Here is an 18,257-nt window from a genome sequence, read left to right as displayed (position 1 = left end):
CCGCCCCCCTGATCACGGCGTCTTGCCGGTGCCGGCGGACGAGGCGTCCGACAGCCACCAGGAGTCAAAGGAGATCGAATAGGGCGGCACGGTGTCGGGGCGCTTCAACCGATTCCAATAGGCGACGCGGTAGACGCCGGAATACCAGTGCGGCACCACGTAATGGTTCCACAACAGCACGCGGTCCAACGCCGACACCGCGGCTTTCAGATCCTCCTGGCTGCCGGCGCGGACGATCTCGCCGATCAGATGATCGACCGCCTCGCTGCGCACCCCTGCCAGATTCTGGCTTCCCGGACGGTCGGCGAAGGCCGATCCCCAATAGCCGGTCTGCTCGTTCCCCGGCGACAGGGACTGCGGCCAGACATGGACCACCATGTCGAAATCGAAGTCGCGCGTGCGGTTCTCGTACTGGGTGGTGTCCACCGTGCGGATGCTGGCACGGATGCCAAGCCGCTTCAGATTCTCGATGAAGGGCAGCGTCACCCGCTCGAAGGTCGGACTGTCGAGAAGGATTTCGAAGTCCAGCGGCTTGCCGGTCGCGACGTCGACCCGCACCCCGTTGCGCACGTCAGTCCCCGCCTCGTCGAGCAGCCGCTTGGCCTCCAGGAGGTTGCGGCGCAGCCCGTTCTGGCCCTCCGTGCTGGGCGGATGGTAGGTCTTCTCGAAGACCTCGGCGGGGATTTTCCCGCGCAGCGGCTCCAAAATCGCCAGTTCGCGGCCCTGTGGCAGGTCCCTGGACTGAAGCGGCGAGTTCTCGAAATAGCTCTCCGTCCGCTTGTAGGCGCCATAGAACAGGGTCTGGTTCGTCCATTCGAAGTCGAAAGCGTAGGCGATGGCCTGGCGCACCTTGGGGTTCGCGAAGACCGGGCGGCGCGTGTTGAACACGAAGCCCTGCATGCCCGCCGGCACCTCGTTGGCGATCTCCTCCTTCACCACTTTGCCGTCGCGCACCGCGTCGAAGTCGTAGCCGGTGGCCCAGGTCTTGGCGACATTTTCCTGGCGGAAGTCGTACAGCCCGCCGCGGAAGGCCTGCAGGGCGACGCTGGCGTCCCGGTAATACTCGTAGGCCATGCTGCCGAAATTGTTCCGACCGACATTCACCGGCAGGTCCCGGCCCCAATAGTCGGCAACCCGCTCATAGGTGATGCCGCGGCCCGGATCGAAGGACGCGATGCGGTAGGGACCGCTGCCCAGCGGCGGGTCCAGTGTGGTCGACTGGAAATCCTTGCCCTCCCAATAATGCTTCGGCAGCACCGGCAACTGCCCGACGATCATCGGAAGCTCGCGGTTGTCGCCCGGCTTGAAGGTGAAGCGGACGCGGCGTTCACCCTCCGCCTCGACCTTGTCCACGGCGCCGTAATAGCTGCGGTAGAAGGGATGGCTTTCCGTCAGGATGGTGAAGGAGAACACCACGTCGTCGGCGGTGACCGGCTTCCCATCGTGCCACCGCGCGCCGGAGCGCAGGTTGAAGGTGATGGAGGAACGATCCTCCGGCATCTCCACGCTTTCGGCTAGCAGGCCGTATTCGGTGAAGGGCTCGTCCGCCGACCCGGTCATCAGCGTGTCGTAGATCAGCGTCGCCCCCGCCGCCGGCACGCCGCGCAGCGTGAAGGGGTTCAGCGTGTCGAAGGAGCCGATGGCCTGGAGGGTTACCTTGCCGCCCTTCGGGGCGTCCGGGTTGACGTAATCGAAATGCCGGAAGTCCGGCCCGTATTTCGGCTCGCCATACAACGCCATGCCGTGCCGCGGCTGCGCACCCGCCGGTCCGGCCACGGCGGCGGCGATCAGCCCGATCAACAGTCCAGCGGCCACACGGCGCATGCCCCATCCTCCCATCGTTCGCTCCGGAGCGCTCGGCCCCGGTTCCGCTCTGATAACATGTGGGAGGGATGAGGGGGTGCGAAACCCCCTTCCCCACCCCGCGGCATCGCGCCCCTTGATTTGCTCTGGTGTCCCGGCGGGCTTGCGGTCATGGTTTTCGGCAATCCGCGCGGCCAAGCGCGATCAGCATGGAGGGTTCTTCGACCGTGTCCGCCGAATTCACCGTCTACGGCAATCTCAACTCGCAGCCTGCCACCCGCGTCGTCCTGTTCCTGTCGATGGCCGGCGTGCCCTACGCCTACCGCCATGTCGACCTGCGCGGCGGCCAGCAGAAGTCGGCGGATTATCTCGCCATCAACCGCTTCGGCCGGGTGCCGACCCTGGTCCACGGCGACCTCAGCATTTCCGAATCGGGCGTCATCCTCACCTATCTGGCGGAAAAGACCGGCCGGTTCGGCGGGCGGGACGAGGCGGAGCGGATCAGGCTGGCGGAGTGGCTGTCCTGGCTGGCCGACGTGCTGCTGCCGGTCCAGCGCGCCCGCGCGGTGCGCAAGTTCAACGGGGACGCCAACGCCCTGCCGTGGATCGACGCCGCGGCGGCCAGCGGGCTCGCCCAGTTCGACCGCCATCTGGCGGGGCGGACCTTCATCGAGGGCGAGCGGCTCAGCATCGCCGACATCTTCGCCTTCCCGTGGATCGACCTCGTGGAGGAGTCGAACATCGACATCGCCACCTATCCCAACGCCCAGGCGTGGCACGCCCGCGTGCTGGCCCAGCCCGGCGCCAAGCGCCAGATGGCGCTGATGCCGCAGCAGGACGTCGGCTGATCCCAAAAGAAAAGGCCCCCACCCGCGATGCGGATGGGGGCTTTCTCAGACGAAATGTCTTACTTCTTGGTGCCGGCGGACGCGACGAAGCTGTCGTAGGGCAGCTCGGCGACGCGGAACCAGAGCTGGGTCTCGTCGAGGAACGGCTTCCAGCTCTCGTAGATCGTCTTGAAGTTCGGGTTGGTCTTCGCCAGCTCGTCGTAATACTCGAAGGCGATCTTGTGCGCCTGCTCCATCAGGTCGCGCGGATAGGCGCGCAGGATGGTGCCCTTGGCGACCAGACGCTTCAGAGCCTTGGCGTTCTCCGAATCGTAACGGGCGATCATGTAGGTGTTCGCCTCGGCGCAGGCGGCCGTCAGGATCGACTGGTAGGACTTGGGGAGCTTTTCCCACTCCTGCAGGTTGACATAGAGCGAGACGTTCGGCCCGCCTTCCCACCAGCCCGGATAGTAGTAGTACTTGGCGACCTGATGGAAGCCCAGCCGCTCGTCGTCGTAGGGGCCGACGAACTCGGTCGCGTCGATGGTGCCCTTTTCCAGCGCCGGATAGACGTCCGCGCCGGCGATCTGGGTCGGGGTGGCGCCCATCTTCGACATGATCTGGCCGGTGATGCCGGCGATGCGGATCTTCAGGCCCTGGAAGTCCGCGGCGGTCTTGATCTCCTTGCGGTACCAGCCGCCCATCTGGGCGCCGGTGTTGCCCGCCGGGAACTGGATGACGTTGTGGTTCTTCATGAAGGCGCGCATCAGGTCGAGACCGCCGGCCTGGAACCAGGCGGTGGTCTGGCGCGCGTTCGGGCCGAACGGAATGGCCGTGTCGAAGGCGAAGGTCGGGTCCTTGCCGACGTAGTAGTAGCCGCAGGTGTGGCCGCACTGGACCGAACCGTTCTGCACGGCGTCGAGCACCTGGAGGCCGGGCACCAGCTCACCACCCGGGAACGCGCGGATCTGGAACTTGCCGTCCGTGCTCTCGGCGACGCGGCGGGCGATCAGTTCCGAAGCGCCGAACAGAATGTCGGTGCTCTTCGGGAAGCTCGACGCCAAGCGCCACTGGATTTCCGGCTGCGACTGCGCAATGGCCGGCGCGGCCACGCCGGCCACCGCCAGCCCCGCACCCGCGGCCGCAGCGCCCGCACCCGCCGACTTCAGAAACGCACGTCTTTTCACGATTCTTCTCCCGTGGACTCCGCCTTCCCTTTTCGTTTCAAGCGGCCCGTCGGACCACTTGTTGCGAGGGAATTTTCACAACTGTAACAAAGCAGCGTTTTCGTTCCGATTCATCGCACAAAAGCGCATGACAGGTCTACCCTGGTCCTACGGATTAGGCGACCGCCTCAGCCGCGCCGTCCCAGGAAGGCCGAGAGCGGCGGCAGGACCAGCGTCCGTCCGTCCGCGGTGACCTCGGGAACCGGTGCACCCGGCGGACGCGGCAGGTCCAGGGCGACCATCGGCGGCTTGCGTTTCAGCGCGTATTCGGCCGGATGATCGGACAGGTTGAAGACGCCGAGCAACTCCTCGCCCTCCGCCGCGCGTTCGAAGGCCAGGACGCTGCCGGCCTCCTCCACCGCCGCCACGCCCCCCCGCATCAACGCCGGATGGCGGCTGCGCAGGCGCAGGGCGTACCGCCAGACGTCGAGCGGACTGCCGGGGCGCCGCTCCTGCGCGTCGACCGCCAGGGCATGGTGGGATTCCACCACTGGCAACCAAGTTTCGACCGCGCTGGAGAAACCGGCGTTGGCGGCGCCGGACCGCCAGGGCATCGGCGTGCGGCTGCCGTCGCGCCCCTGGAAGTCGGGCCAATAGGCGATGCCGAAGGGGTCGCGCAGGTCTTCCGCCTCCAGCACCGCGTTGGGCAGCGCCAGCTCCTCCCCCTGGTAGAGGCAGACGGTGCCGGGCAGCGTGGCGAACAAGGTGGCGAGCAGCGCGTTGAAGCGCTCCGGATCGGCGCCGGGCGGCAGCCAGCGGCTGGCGGCGCGCTCGACATCGTGGTTGGAGAAGCTCCAGCAAATGGCTTCCGGCTGCGGCGTGCCGGTCAGCGCCCCGGCGAAGTTCTGCGCGGTGAAGGGCTGCTTGGCCAGCGACAGGGTGTAGGCGGCGTGCAGCCCCTGCGGCCCGCAATAGGCGGCGATGCGCCGTGCCGCGCCCGGCTGGCTCGACAGCTCGCCCAGCAGCACCCGGTCGGGATAGCGGTCGACCACCGCGCGCAGCCGGCTCAGCACCGTGTGAATGGCCGGGTGCATCATGTCGTGGAGATGCTGCTGCAGCGCAAACAGCTTGGCCGGCGGTTCCGCCCCGCTCCAGGCCGCCGCGGGGTTGGAGCGGAGCTGCGGGTCGTGGGCGAAGAAGTCCACCGCGTCGATGCGGAAGCCGTCCACCCCGCGCTCCAGCCAGAAGGCCGCGGTGTCGCCGAGCGCCTGGAGCACCGCCTCGTCGTGCAGGTTCAGGGCGGGTTGGCTGGACAGGAAATGGTGCAGGTAATACTGGCGCCGCCGCGGCTCCCACGTCCAGGCGGGGCCGCCGAACACCGACAGCCAGTTGTTGGGCGGCGTGCCGTCGGGGCGCGGGTCGGCCCAGACGTACCAGTCGGCGAACTCCCCGCCGCGCGACCGGCGGCTGTCGCTGAACCAGGGGTGCGCATCCGAGGTGTGGCCGCAGACCAGATCCAGGATCACCTTCAGCCCGTGGCCGTGCGCCGCCTCGATGATGCGGTCCACCATCTCCAGCCGGCCCATGCGCGGGTCGACCGCCCGGTGGTCGGTGATGTCGTAGCCGAAGTCCTTCTGCGGCGACGGGTAGAAGGGGCTGATCCACACCCCCTGCACGCCGAGCGACGCCACATGGCCGATGCCCTCCAGCACGCCGTCCAGATCGCCCCAGCCGTCACCGTTCCGGTCGAGGAAGCTGAGGGGATAGATCTGGTACAGCGCGGCACCGCGCAGCCACGAAGACGCCTGGGACATGAGGACCCTCCACACGAGACTCGCGCAAAGGGTCCCCCCATAGCCCTAACGATCGGTTACCAAGCCTGTTTTGGTCACGGCTTCCGACCGCCCGGCGATGGCGTCAGGCGCAGCCAGGGCGCCCAGGCGTGCCGCATGGCGTCGCTCCACATCCGCATCGGCGTCATCCACAGGGCCAGCATCGGATTGGCGTTGGCGAGGGCCGGGTTGAGCAGCGGGTTGGCCGAGGCCAGGAGCGCCGGCCCCATCATCCCGCGCAGCGCGTCGAAGGACGGCGTGGCGGTGATCTGGATGGCGATCGTCTCAGCCCCGCGCTCCGGATCGTCCCGGTGCAGGATCTGGATGTCCAGGTTCGGCAGGGCCGCGGTCAGCTTGGTCTCTTCCATCGTCATCTTCCCTTCGGTGCCGGCGGGCATCACGGCCGAAGCCATGGTCGCCGAACGGCGGGACCGCCGCAACCATGCAACCAAAACGCGGCGCCGATGTTTCCCGCAGGCAGCCGATGGGCTGGCAAGCGATGGGGATTGCAGCATGGACGGACTGACGGTCACCGATCCCCGCCCTGACGCGGAAGAGGCCGCGGCCTGCGCCGGGCTGAGCTATGTCTGCGACGACGAGCCGGGCATCCGGCGGCGGCGCGCCGGCAAGGGCTTCTCCTACCGGTGGCCTGACGGCACGCGGGTGACCGAGGAGGACACGCTGGAGCGCATCCGGAAGCTGGCGATTCCCCCGGCCTACCGCGGCGTCTGGATCTGCCCGGACCCCGACGGCCACCTCCAGGCCACGGGCCGCGACACGCGCGGGCGCAAGCAGTACCGCTACCACCCGCGCTGGACCGAGATGCGCGAGGGCACGAAGTTCGGGCGGATGCTCGACTTCTGCCGCGCCCTGCCGGCCATCCGCCGTCAGGTGGACGGTGACCTCGCCCGCCGCGGCCTGCCGCGGGAAAAGGTGCTGGCCGCCGTGGTCCGGCTGTTGGAAACCACGCTGATCCGCGTCGGCAACGAAAGCTACGCACGTGAAAACAGCAGCTATGGCCTGACCACCCTGCGCGACGATCACGCCGACATCGAAGGGACGGAAATCCGCTTCACCTTCAAGGGCAAGTCCGGCAAGGAATGGAACGTCGCGCTGAAGGACCGCCGCCTCGCCCACGTCGTCCGCGCCTGCCGCGACGTGCCGGGGGACGAGCTGTTCCAGTACATCGACCGCGACGGGCAGCGCCACGCAGTGACATCCGGCGACGTGAACGAGTATCTGCGCGCCGTCACGAGCCAAGACTTCACCGCCAAGGACTTCCGCACCTGGGCGGGCACCGTTCTGGCCGCCATGGCGCTGCGGGAGTTCGAGACCTTCGACAGCACCGCCAAGGCCAAGCGCAACGTCACCCACGCCATCGAGCAGGTGGCCGCCCGCCTCGGCAACACCGCCAGCGTCTGCCGCAAGAGCTACATCCACCCCGAGATTCTGGACGCCTATCTGGAGGGCAACCTGCTGGACTCCCTGACCCGCGAGGTGGAGACCGAGCTGCGCGAGGAGCTTCCCGAGCTGGAGGCCGAGGAGGCCGCCGTGCTTGCCTTCCTGCGCGGCCGGCTGGAGCGCGAACGCCGATCCCACGCCAGCGAGAGCCGGCGGCGGCGCGCGGCGTAGGGCCTAGGCCTCCGGCGGGTCCTGGGTGGAAAGGCCGTCGCCCCAGCCCAGCCGGCGCGCGGCCTTGAAGGCGGCGCCGTCGCGCTTGCCGAGAATCCGCTCCGTCCGGGCGCCGTCCCGGCCGCAGAGCTTGAAGCCGATGCGCCCGTTCCCGGCGTTCCAGGGCGGCGCGATGATGCGGGCGTCGGGGCGGCCGCCGGGCCGGCGGGAGGCGGCGACGTAGACGAACTTCTCGTCCTCCCACGGCACCTCAGCCCCCTTGGCCATGCGGTGCAGGCGGGAACGGGCGACCCGACGGGAGAAATGGCACCAGTCCGGTGCCGCCAGCGGGCAGGCAGCGCTGTGCACGCAGGGCGCCACCAGATGGGCGCCGGCGGCGACCAGCCGCGCCCGCGCCCGGACGATCCGCGCCCAGCCGGCGGGTGTGCCGGGCTCCACGATCAGCAACGTCCCGGCGGTGAGCGACCACAGCCGGTCGACCAGCCGGTCGCGCGCCGGCTCCGCCAGTTCGTCCAGAACGTAGGCCAGCGTCACCAGATCGCGCGGCTCCAGGTTCGGCAGGTCACCCGTGGCGTCGCCGGCTCGCCATGTGATCCGGGTGGGTGCCGCCGTGCGCGACAGCGTTTCGCCGACCGCGCGGATGGCCGGGCTGCCCTCGATCAGTAGGGCGTCGTCCAGACTGGCCCAGCAATCGGACGCCGCCCACAGCGCGGTTCCCGGCCCCGCCCCGACGTCCAGAGCGGTGACCGGTGCGAAGTCGGGAAGCGCCTCGGCCATCGCTTCCATGCTGGAGCGGACGGCGGCGAAGGTGGCCGGCAGGCGGGTGGCGAGATAAGCCCGCGCCGCTAGATCGTCCGACAGGTGGAAATGCCCATCCCGCACCTCCGCCCGATAGCGCTGGGAGAGGCGGTCCGCCGCGCGCTTCAGGTCGGACAGGGCGATGCCGTCAAGCGCGCGGTCCACCGCGTGGCGGAGCGAGGGGGGGAGTTCCATGGGTCCGGAAGGGGCAGGCTTGGTTTCGTTCCGCCTGTTAGCACGCCGCGCGGGCGTTCGGAAACGGACAATTCGCGGACAGGCATCACGCGCATTGCGCCCATAAGGAGAATATAATAATAAATATTCCTCCATAGGTTAGATGTGCACATAGGGGGCTTTGTGAAAATAAACGCCATGGTGCTCGTGACCTGCGTCACGATGCTTGCCGCTTGCCAGACCACCTACGCACAGAAGCCCATCCGCATGGCTCCCGCGGCCATGCAGTATTTTGCCGACTGGGCCGCCATCCCCCACGCCAAGGCCTTTGCGGTCAGTGAGAATGGCCGCGCTGTCGGAATCGTCTACTGCCCGGAGTTCGGCGGCTGCGCGGGGCCTTCGGAATCCACCGCCATCAGCATCTGCGAGGCCAATTCGAAGGGTGTTCCCTGCCTGATCTACGGCGTCGATGGAAAGCCCGTTGTCGACGATCCCAAGCTGCAAGCGTATCTGGAAACCCACAAGGGCGACCGCTCGAAGATCCGATGACCGGAGCGCCGGAAAGCGCTCCGGTCTGAAGGTCCAGCGTCAGGCCCGCACCTGCCGCAGGAAATCGTCCACCGCGCCGTTCAGGGTGCCGGCCAGTTCCGACAGGCGGTCGGCCGCCCCCATCATGGCGTCGGCGGAGCGCCCGGTGTCCACCGCCACGCGGCTGACGTCGCCGATGTTGGACGACACGTCGGTGTTCATGCACTCCACGATGCGCACGTTGTGGGTGATCTCCGAGGTCGCCTGGCGCTGCTGCTCGACCGCCGCGGCGATGCCGCTCACGCTCTCGCCGATCACGGCGATGGTGGAGCCGATGCGGGCGATGGCCTCTACCACCCCCATCGTCGATTGCTGGATGCCATGGACCAGCGTGGCGATCTCCTCCGTCGAGGAGGCGGTCTGGGAGGCGAGCGCCTTCACCTCGGTGGCGACGACGGCGAAGCCCTTGCCGGCGTCGCCGGCCCGCGCCGCCTCGATGCTGGCGTTGAGCGCCAGGAGGTTGGTCTGCTGGGCAATGGCGGTGATGATGGCGACCACCTCGCCGATCTTCTGGGCGGAATCCGACAGGCCCTTGGTCAGGCCGTCGGCGCGCCGGGATTCCGCGACGGCGTCCTCCGCCACGCTGCGTGACTGGGCGATCTGTTGACCGATACCGTCGATGGAGGCGGAGAGCTGCTCGCTGGCCGAGGCCACGGCGCCGACGTTGCTGGTCGCCGTGCCGGCGGCGTCCGCGGCGGCGCGGGTGCGCTGGGCGGTGTCCGACGCCATGCCGGCCACCGCGCGGGCGGAGCCGGTGACCTCCTCCGCCGCCACGGACAGCGAGCCGGCCACCGCCTGCACGGTGCGCTCCAGCCCGTCCGCCAGCTCCGTCATCAGGGCGCGGCGCTCCTCATCGGCGCGCCGTTCCTGGTCGCGCCGGGTCTCCTCCGCCCGCTGGCGGGCGTCCAGGGCCTCGCGGAAGGCCTCGACCGCGCCGTGGATGTCGGCGATCTCGCGCAGAGGCGAGGGGCGCAGGGGCACCGAGCCCTCCCCGCGGGTCAGCGCCTGGAGCGCCCGGCTGGCATCGCGCACCGGCTGCATGATGAAGCGGTAACCCAGCAGCATGTTCAGCCCGCCGACCAGCCCGATCAGCACGAAGGCCCCCAGCGCGATCAGCGTCAGCCGGTCGAGCACCGCGGTCAGTGCCGCCGCCCCCTCCTGGCTGCGCGTGGTCACCGCGTCGGAGGCGGCGTTCATCCCCTGCACCAGCCCGTCGACCAGTGTCCGTACCTCCTGGTTGTGGGCGTGGGCGTCGGTGGTCAGGCGCAGCGTTTCGGTGCGCTGCGCAAAGGCCTCGTCGAGTGCGGCGAAGGACGCGATGTCGTCGGCAACGCTCTCGAACTCATCGGCGGACGGCAGATGCCGGCGCAGTTCCATGGCTTTCACCATGTGCTCGCGGAACTGGCGTAGGTCGTTGCCGACGGCTGGCGGGTAGAGTTGGGACGGCAGGCGGGTCAGCAGGAACTTGGCGTCGCGGACCGTCGAGAAGAGCGTAGCGAGCGCTTGCTCATCCGCCGGTTGCGTCGTCGCGCGCATCGCCGCCGACAGGCCGCGGGCGATGTCCCCCGACAGGCTTTCCGCGCGGCTGATGTTGAAGCCGAACTTCTTGTCCAGCGCCTCCACCTTGGCGCCGATACCCGCAGCCTCCCGGCTGGCCGCAACCGCCTTCGCGACGGTTTGGGCAATGTCCGGCGCGGCGTTGGCGGACATCCGCGCGGCGTGGGCGTCCAGGCCGGACAGCGCGTCGGCGCGCGTCGCCTCGTCCCCGCTGGCGATCACCGCCTCGCCCAGCTTGGCGAGCCGCTCGGCCTCCAGCGCGATCCGCTGGTTCTCGGCCACCCGCTGCGCCAGCTCGGCGTTGCCGTCGGCGATGCGCGTTGCCTCCATGGCGGTCATGCCGCCGAACACAGCCAATACGGCCACCACGACGCCCGCAATCAGGCAATCCACCACAACGACTTGAAAGGTCGAGCGTTTTGCCCGTTCACCTGCACCGGATACCATCTCCACACCTCATCCGCAGCGTTCCCCCGAACTCTTCGTTCTTCCGGATGGGCTGCGCAGCGCGGCTCCTCCGGGGCTTTATCGTTTGAGTACCTATATGCTCGGGGATGTGGGTGTGAGGCTATTGTGGAAAACCGAAGACGGCGCCCGACCGTCCGGTGGGCGCCGCCTCTGGTTGTTGCTGATGCTGTGAAACGGGAGCGAACGAGGCCGTTACAGGCCGGCGCCTTCCCCTCCGGCCAGGGCAACGCAGACGCGGTCCCGGCCCTCCAAGCTGCCGCAGCCGCCGCTGCGCTGGGACACGAAGCGGATGACCACCCGTTCCCCCTTGCCGACCGCGTGGGGCGGCAGCATCGCCTCGGCGACCAAGGTTTCCACCGTCCGGGACGGCGTCCGTCCGGCGCGGGCACCGGCATCCCGGTCGGTGGCGGCGACGAATTCCGCAGGCGGGCGGGCCTCGCCGCGACCCATGGGCTCCACCACCAAAGGCGCCGGGCGCGGCTCCAGAGCGGCTACGGCGACCGGCGCCGGAGAGGCCGGGGTTTGCGGCACTGGCGCCACCGGTTCCGGAACCACCGCGGCGACGGCGACCGGGGCCGCTGGCTTGACGGACGGCTTGGCGGCCAAAGCCGCAGGCTGCGTCGCGGGGGCGCTCGCCGGAACGATGGCGACCTCGATCGCGCTGGCGCCCGCCGCCTGCGACGGCTCGCGCGGCGCCACGCCGCGCAGGTTCGGCGTCAAGGCGGCGATGTACATCCGGGTTTCCCGCGGCAGCCTCTGCTTGCCCGCGAGGTGCGAGGCGTAGCAGGCCGGGCCGCAATTGTAGGCCGCGAGGAAGCCCGGCGCGCCGAACAGGTCGTACATCTCGCGCAGATAGGCGGTGCCGGCCAGGATGTTGTCGCGCGGGTCCGACGGATCGGGGCCCAGCCCGTATTGCGTGCGCATCATGTCGTAGGTGCCGGGCATCACCTGCATCAGCCCGATGGCGCCGGCATGGCTGGTGATGGTGCGGCCGTTCACGACGGAACGCCCGCCGCTCTCGCGCATCATCACGGCCCTGATCCACTTCTCCGGCACGTCGAACCGCTCCGACGCCTCGCGCATGTGAGGGACCCAGCGGCCGAGCGGGTCCTTCGGATCAATCGGGACTTCGGCCACCTCCGGGGCCTTGACGGCAAGCTCCGCCGTTTCCGGAGCGTTCGAGGCGCAACCCGCCAAGCCGAGGGCGAGAATCAGGGCGGCACCGGCGGTGCGAGCCGCGGTGAAGTCACGATAAGCCACGAGGAGGGGTCCGTGCTGATTGCACAAAGATCGAAAGCGTTACCCTCTCTTTGCGATGTAATGGTGCCGGCTGTCAAGCAACAAGGCGGGTGTAATGTCCTGATTCCACGGCCTTTCCCTTTTTCATAGCCCATTGGAATGGTTTTCAGGCAAATGCTGTTCATCCGTACTGGCCCTTTTTCTGCCCCATTTGGCACTGTTGCCATCTTTGCGAATGCAGGCGAGAGACCCATTCCTGTCACGCCCAAAACTTGCGGTCTGATCGCCGCAGCCCTCTCAACCGCTTGACTTTTCAGAAGCCATTCCATATTGAATGAACGTTCATTTATAGACTCGCACCGATGCCCGACAGCTCTCCCCTTCCCCCCTCCCGCCGGTCCCGGCGCAAGGAGGCCCGTCCCGCCGAGGTGATCGAGGCGGCGCGCGACCTGTTCATCTCGCGCGGATTTGCCGCAACCAAGCTGGAACATGTCGCCCGCCGGGCCGGTGTCAGCGTCGGGCTGCCCTACCTCTATTTCGAGAACAAGGAAGGGCTGTTCAAAGCGGTCGTCCGGCAGTCCATCCTGCCGCAGTTCCAGATGGGCGAAGACCTGCTGGACAGCTTCACCGGCAGCAGTGAGGAGTTCCTGCGCATCCTGACCCGCGGTTTCTGGGAGATGGAGCAGAGCCCCAACGCCGGACTGTCGAAGCTGGTCATCGCCGAGGCGCAGAACTTCCCCGACCTCGCCCGCTTCTACATGGAGGAGGTCGTCCTGCGCGGGCGGCGCTTCTTCGCGCGCATCCTGCACCGCGGCATCGAGCGCGGGGAGTTCCGGCCCGTCGACGTGGAGCAGATGGCCCGCGTCATCGCCGCCCCGCTCAGCATGCTCTCGCTGTGGAACCACTCGCTGCGTCCCTTCGAACCGGACCCCGCCGCGGCCTCCGCCGAATCCTACCTCGACGCCTATCTCGACCTCGTCCTCAACGGGCTGAGGGCCGAACCCAAGGACCGCACCCCATGATCGACGCCGCCCGTTCCGATGGTCCCACCGCCAAGCCGCGGCGCCGTCTGCTGCTGCCCCTGCTGATCGTCGGGGCACTGGCCGCGGGCGGCGTCGCCTGGAAGGCCACGAGCAGCAACGACGCGGTGGCCCCCGCCGCGGCCGGCCTGCCCCCGGCGGAACGGCCGGTGGAGCTATCGCCCGTCGAGCTGACCCGGATGTCCCCGCGCCGCCTGACCGAGCTGGTGCGGCTCAGCGGCTCCGTGAAGCCGATGGAACAGTCCATGGTCAAGTCGGAGGTCGCCGCCCGGCTGGTCGAGGTGCCGCTGCGCGAAGGGCAGGCCGTCCGGAAGGGCGAGGTCCTGGCCCGCTTCGACACGGTGGAGCTTCAGGCCAAGCTGGACGAGAAGCTTAGCAATCTGGAGGGCGCCAAGGCGCAGCTCGTCCTGGCGGACAAGACCCGCGCCAAGAACCTGGCGCTGCGCCAGAAGGACATCGTCTCGGAAACCAACATGGACCAGGCGCAGAGCACCTTCCGCTTCCAGCAGGCCACCGTCGCGGCACTGGAGGCCCAGGTGGACCTCGCCCGCAAGGCGCTGCGCGACGCGGTGGTGGTGAGCCCGATCGACGGCACGCTGGCCGAGCGGGCGGTCAACCCGGGCGAGACGCTGGCGGTCAACGCCAAGATGTTCTCCGTCGTCGATCTCAGCCGCGTCGAGGTCGAGGCGGCGGTGCCCGCCGACGACGTCGCCCGGCTGAAGCCCGGCCAGACCGTGCGGCTGCGGGTTGAAGGCTTCGGCGAGCGCGACTTCATCGGCCGGATCGCCCGCATCAACCCGATGGCCCGTGCCGGGACCCGCTCCATTCCCGTCTACATCGTGCTGGACAACGCCGATGGCGCGCTGCGCGGCGGCATGTTCGCCGCGGGCGATGCCGTCGTGGACGAGGTGGAGGGCGCCTTCGCCCTGCCCCCGGCGGCGGTCCGCCACGACCAGGACGGCGACTTCGTGCTGGTCGTCTCCGGGGGCCGGGTGGAGCGCCGCAAGGTCGAGGTGCTGGGCGCTTGGTCGCGCGGCGATCTCGTTCAGGTGCGCGGGCTGGCCGACGGCGATCTGGCGGTGACCGCCCCCCTGCCCGGCCTGACCGCCGGGCGGGCCGTCAAGGTCATGGGATCGTAAGGGAACGCGCCGCGCCATGCCGATCACCCGCATCAGCGTCGACAACCCCGTCTTCGCCACCATGATGATGGTGGCGCTGATGGTGCTGGGCCTGTTCTCCTACAACCGGCTCGGCGTCGACCAGTTTCCCGACGTGGACTTCCCGCTGGTCGTTGTCTCCACCGAGTACCCCGGCGCCAGCCCGGAATCGGTTGAGACCGACGTCACCCGCCCCATCGAGGACGCGGTCAACACCATCGCCGGCATCAAGACGCTGACCTCCCGCTCTTACGAGAGCCAGTCGGTGGTAATCGCCGAGTTCGACCTGAAGACCGCCTCGACCCAGGCGTTGCAGGACGTGCGCGAGAAGGTGTCGGCCCTGCGCCCCAAGTTCCGGGACGAGGTGAAGGACCCGCAGATCACCCGCTTCAACCCGGACGACCAGCCCATCCTTTCGCTCGCCGTCAAGTCGGACATCCGGTCCCTGCGCGACCTGACCACCATGACCGACCAGATCGTCCTGAAGCGCCTGCAGAACGTGCGCGGCGTCGGACGGGCGACCATCGCCGGCGGGGTCAAGCGGCAGGTCCAGGTGCGGCTGCGCCCCGAACGGCTGGAGGCGCTGGGCGTCGGCGTCGATCAGGTTCTCCAGGCGATCCGCGACGAGAACCAGGACATTCCCGCCGGCACCGTCTCCGGCAACGGGGCGGAGCGCGTCGTCCAGGTCGATGGCCGCGTCATCAACCCGCGGGAGCTTCTCGACATCATCGTCGCGCGCCGAGGCGGCGAGCCGGTGCGCCTGCGCCAGGTTGCCGAGGTGCTGGACGGCCAGGAGGAGCAGGACTCCGTCGCCCTGTTCAACGGCCAGCCGGCGCTGGCCGTCGACGTGGTGAAGATCCAGGGTTCCAACACGGTGGAGGTGGCGCGCGGCCTCTACAAGGCGCTGGACGAGTTGCGCCGCGACGGCTCCCTGCCCTCCGACGTCGCCCTGGAGGTGGTGCGCGACACCTCGCGCGGGATCACCAACTCGCTGAGCAACGTGCAGCGCACGCTAATCGAGGGCGGCGTGCTGACCATCGCCATCGTCATGGTCTTCCTGGGCTCCTGGCGCAGCACGGTGATCACGGCGCTGACCCTGCCGGTGGCGGTGATGGGCACCTTCGGCGTGCTGGCGGCCTTCGGCTTCACGCTGAACACGATGACGCTGATGGCGCTGTCGCTGGCCATCGGCATCCTGATCGACGACGCCATCGTGGTGCGCGAGAACATCATGCGCCACCTCGGCAAGGGACAAGGGCACCGGCAGGCGGCGCTGGACGGGACTAAGGAGATCGGTCTGGCGGTCCTGGCGACCACGCTGACCATCGTGGCGGTGTTCCTGCCCGTGGCCTTCATGGGCGGCATCATCGGGCGCTTCTTCCTGCAGTTCGGTATCACCGTGTCGGCGGCGGTGCTGATCTCGCTGTTCGTGTCCTTCACACTGGACCCCATGCTGTCCAGCCTGTGGTACGATCCGGCGGCCCACGGGCGGCACGGGCGCGGCGTCTTCGGGCGCTTCGCGGCAGGCTTCCAGGGCGCATTCGACGCGCTGGCGCGGGTCTACGGCCGGACTCTCCGCTGGGCGCTGCGCTGGCGCTGGCTGGTGCTGCTGATGGCGTTGGCGATCTTCGTCGGCAGTTTCTTCCTGGTGCCGCGCATCGGCGTGGAGTTCGTTCCCGCCGCCGACCTCGGGGAATCCATCGTCGATGTGGAGACGCCGGTCGGCTCGTCCCTCGACTACACGGCGGCCAAGCTGCGGCAGGTCGAGGCGGCGATCCGCGAGTTTCCGGAGGTCGCCTACACCTACTCCACGGTGAACACGGGCGCGTCGGTCGGCAAGAACCGGGGCAGCATCTACGTCCGGCTGAAACCGATCGACCAACGCACGCGCACCCCGAACACGCTGGCCCCGCCGCTGCGCGAACGGCTGTCGGCGATCCCCGGCGTCCAGATCGGCATCGGCATTCCCGGCGTCGGTGGCGTGCAGAAGCAGATCCAGGTGTCCGTCCAGGGCCGCGACATCGCGGAGCTGGACCGCATCGGCAAGCAGGTGACCGCCGCCATGGCCGGCATCCGCGGCTTCGTGGACGTGGACGTCAGCCTGAAGGCGGCCAAGCCGACCCTCTCGGTGCGGCTGGAGCGCGATCTTGCGAGCGACCTCGGCGTCGGCACGGCGCAGGTGGCTAACACGCTGCGTCCCCTCTTCGCCGGCGACAAGGTGTCCACCTGGAAGGCGCCGGACGGCGAGACCTACGACGTGCTGGTGCGTCTGCCGGAAAGCGACCGGGTGGGCCGCGCCGACCTCGACCGCATCTACCTGACCGGCTCCAACGACGCCGAGGGGACGCCGCGCATGGTGCCGCTGTCGCAGGTCAGCCGGGTCGAGACGACGCTCGGCGCCTCGCAGATCAACCGCCGCGACCTGTCGCGCGAGGTGAACGTCCAGGCCAACGTCCAGGGCCGCCCGGCCGGCGATGCCGGCAAGGAGCTTCAGGCGGCCATCGCGGAGATCAAGCTGCCGCCCGGCTACCGCATCGTCTTCGGCGGTTCGACCAAGGACATCGCCGAGACGTCGGCCTACGCCACCCAGGCGCTGCTGCTGGCGGTGATCCTGATCTATCTGATCCTGGCCTCGCAGTTCGGCAGCTTCCTCCAGCCCATCGCCATCATGATGTCGCTGCCGCTGTCACTGGTCGGGGTGTTCCTCGGGCTTCTCGTCGCCGGCTCCACGCTGAACATCTTCAGCGCCATCGGCTTCATCATGCTGATGGGTCTGGTGACCAAGAACGCGATCCTGCTGGTCGACTTCGCCAACCAGGCCCGCGCCCGCGGGGTGGAACTGCGCGACGCGGTGGTGGAGGCCGGCATCATCCGCCTGCGCCCCATCGTCATGACCACCATGGCGATGATCTTCGGCATGATCCCGCTGGCGCTCGGCATCGGCGAGGGCGCGCAGCAGCGGGCGCCGATGGCCCACGCGGTGATCGGCGGCCTCATCAGCTCCACCTTGCTCACCCTGCTGGTGGTTCCGGTGATCCTCACCTACCTCGACGCGCTGTCCCGGCGCTTCAAGCGCTGGTTCGCCCACAAGGACCCGGACGCCGTGGCGCACGGCACGGCTGCGGAGTAGGTCACCCCAGATGCTCCAGCATCAGGAACAGCCCGAGCGCCAGCAGGCCGAGGAAGAAGCAGCGCCGGAACACCTCCGCCCGCACCCGCCGGCGGAGGCTCTGGCCGAGCGCCATCCCGGCCAGCGCCGGCAACAGCGAGGCCAGTGAGCCCCAGGCCAGCGTGCCGTCGAACAGCCCGTGTTGCGCCAGCCCGGCGGCCAGAGCCAGCGTGGACACGGTGAAGGACAGGCCGAGCGCCTGGATCAGCCGGTCGCGCTCCAGATCGAGCGCCTGGAGGTAGGGCACGGCGGGGATGACGAAGACACCGGTTGCCGCCGTCACCACACCGGTCGCCACGCCGACCAGCGGCGACAGCCAGGATTCCGCCGGCGGCGGCACCCGCAGCGGCAGCTTCACCAGCCCGGCCACCGCGTAGAGCGCCAACGCCCCGCCCAGAGCCGCCGCGGCCTGCCCCGACGAGGCGCCCGCCAGCAGCCCCGCCCCGGCCCAGGTGCCCAGCGTGATCCCCAGCATCATCGGCCAGAAGCGCTCGATGGTGGCGCCGAGGCCGGGGCCGAAGGCCAGTTGCCAGAGATTCGTCACCAGCGAAGGCACGATCAGGATCACCGCCGCCTCGGCGGGCGGCATGACGAGGCCGAGCAGACCCATGGCGACGGTCGGCAGGCCCAGGCCGATCATGCCCTTGACGAACCCGGCCAGCAGGAAGGTCAAGGCCATGGCGGCGACGATGAGGAGAGGGAGGTCGGTCATGCCCACCACTTGAAGCCCGGCCACGGCTTCCGGCAATGTGGATGTCACGCAGCCAGCCTTCGCTTCGGACGAAGGCTGGTTCCCCGCCGGAGACC

General features: G+C 68.9%; 14 protein-coding genes. 6 read left to right on the top strand and 8 right to left on the bottom strand.

The features are described from left to right. Positions 1–12 precede the first annotated feature (12 nt). Positions 13–1,824, bottom strand: coding sequence for an extracellular solute-binding protein (locus tag H1Q64_RS16025; RefSeq protein ID WP_237906150.1), 1,812 nt, complete (start codon positions 1,822–1,824; stop codon positions 13–15). A 206-nt stretch (positions 1,825–2,030) separates the two neighbouring features. Between H1Q64_RS16025 and H1Q64_RS16020 the strand changes: the two genes are divergently transcribed. Continuing rightward, on the top strand, positions 2,031–2,651 hold the full coding sequence (locus H1Q64_RS16020; RefSeq protein WP_237906149.1) for a glutathione S-transferase family protein: 621 nt from the start codon (positions 2,031–2,033) through the stop codon (positions 2,649–2,651). 59 nt (positions 2,652–2,710) lie between these two features. Here H1Q64_RS16020 and H1Q64_RS16015 read toward each other — a convergent pair whose 3' ends face one another. The 3 genes from H1Q64_RS16015 to H1Q64_RS16005 form a co-directional block, all read right to left on the bottom strand. Then, complete coding sequence (locus tag H1Q64_RS16015; protein ID WP_145623558.1) at positions 2,711–3,817, bottom strand: TRAP transporter substrate-binding protein; 1,107 nt, start codon at positions 3,815–3,817, stop codon at positions 2,711–2,713. A gap of 167 nt (positions 3,818–3,984) precedes the next feature. After that, positions 3,985–5,610: an alpha-glucosidase gene (locus H1Q64_RS16010; RefSeq protein WP_237906148.1), complete on the bottom strand. Its 1,626-nt coding sequence runs from the start codon at positions 5,608–5,610 to the stop codon at positions 3,985–3,987. Positions 5,611–5,684: 74 nt separating this feature from the next. Beyond that, positions 5,685–5,996 carry a hypothetical protein gene (locus H1Q64_RS16005; RefSeq protein ID WP_237906147.1) on the bottom strand — a complete coding sequence of 104 codons (312 nt, stop codon included), beginning with the start codon at positions 5,994–5,996 and terminating at the stop codon, positions 5,685–5,687. A gap of 145 nt (positions 5,997–6,141) precedes the next feature. Between H1Q64_RS16005 and H1Q64_RS16000 the strand changes: the two genes are divergently transcribed. Beyond that, on the top strand, positions 6,142–7,260 hold the full coding sequence (locus H1Q64_RS16000) for a DNA topoisomerase IB (protein WP_237906146.1): 1,119 nt from the start codon (positions 6,142–6,144) through the stop codon (positions 7,258–7,260). A gap of 3 nt (positions 7,261–7,263) precedes the next feature. On the opposite strand, the gene H1Q64_RS15995 is transcribed toward H1Q64_RS16000, so the two are convergent. After that, positions 7,264–8,253, bottom strand: coding sequence for a small ribosomal subunit Rsm22 family protein (locus tag H1Q64_RS15995; protein ID WP_237906145.1), 990 nt, complete (start codon positions 8,251–8,253; stop codon positions 7,264–7,266). A gap of 177 nt (positions 8,254–8,430) precedes the next feature. Between H1Q64_RS15995 and H1Q64_RS15990 the strand changes: the two genes are divergently transcribed. Next, the gene (locus tag H1Q64_RS15990) at positions 8,431–8,781 is read left to right on the top strand and encodes a hypothetical protein (RefSeq protein WP_237906144.1); all 351 of its coding nucleotides are present in this window, start codon (positions 8,431–8,433) and stop codon (positions 8,779–8,781) included. A 39-nt stretch (positions 8,782–8,820) separates the two neighbouring features. Here H1Q64_RS15990 and H1Q64_RS15985 read toward each other — a convergent pair whose 3' ends face one another. Both H1Q64_RS15985 and H1Q64_RS15980 read right to left on the bottom strand, forming a co-directional pair. Continuing rightward, positions 8,821–10,743, bottom strand: a complete 1,923-nt coding sequence (locus H1Q64_RS15985; RefSeq protein WP_237906143.1) for a methyl-accepting chemotaxis protein — start codon at positions 10,741–10,743, stop codon at positions 8,821–8,823. Between the two features lie 294 nt (positions 10,744–11,037). Continuing rightward, positions 11,038–12,105, bottom strand: coding sequence for a lytic transglycosylase domain-containing protein (locus H1Q64_RS15980; RefSeq protein WP_237906142.1), 1,068 nt, complete (start codon positions 12,103–12,105; stop codon positions 11,038–11,040). A gap of 341 nt (positions 12,106–12,446) precedes the next feature. Between H1Q64_RS15980 and H1Q64_RS15975 the strand changes: the two genes are divergently transcribed. From H1Q64_RS15975 to H1Q64_RS15965, 3 genes are read left to right on the top strand one after another with little or no spacing between them, the layout of a single operon-like run. Next, positions 12,447–13,106 (top strand): TetR/AcrR family transcriptional regulator, encoded by a 660-nt coding sequence (locus tag H1Q64_RS15975; RefSeq protein WP_237906141.1) that lies wholly within the window; start codon positions 12,447–12,449, stop codon positions 13,104–13,106. Then, positions 13,103–14,263 (top strand): efflux RND transporter periplasmic adaptor subunit, encoded by a 1,161-nt coding sequence (locus tag H1Q64_RS15970; RefSeq protein WP_237906140.1) that lies wholly within the window; start codon positions 13,103–13,105, stop codon positions 14,261–14,263. The genes H1Q64_RS15975 and H1Q64_RS15970 overlap by 4 nt, the downstream gene beginning before the upstream one ends. A gap of 16 nt (positions 14,264–14,279) precedes the next feature. Then, positions 14,280–17,411, top strand: a complete 3,132-nt coding sequence (locus tag H1Q64_RS15965) for an efflux RND transporter permease subunit (RefSeq protein ID WP_237906139.1) — start codon at positions 14,280–14,282, stop codon at positions 17,409–17,411. A 1-nt stretch (position 17,412) separates the two neighbouring features. Here the strand turns inward: H1Q64_RS15965 and H1Q64_RS15960 are convergent, their stop codons facing one another. Next, positions 17,413–18,162 carry a sulfite exporter TauE/SafE family protein gene (locus H1Q64_RS15960; protein ID WP_237906513.1) on the bottom strand — a complete coding sequence of 250 codons (750 nt, stop codon included), beginning with the start codon at positions 18,160–18,162 and terminating at the stop codon, positions 17,413–17,415. Positions 18,163–18,257 lie beyond the last annotated feature (95 nt).

This window comes from Azospirillum brasilense (assembly GCF_022023855.1).
GTDB lineage: Bacteria > Pseudomonadota > Alphaproteobacteria > Azospirillales > Azospirillaceae > Azospirillum > Azospirillum brasilense_F.
Note: the sequence above shows the minus strand (reverse complement) of the source record. Positions and strands in the feature narration are given on the sequence as shown.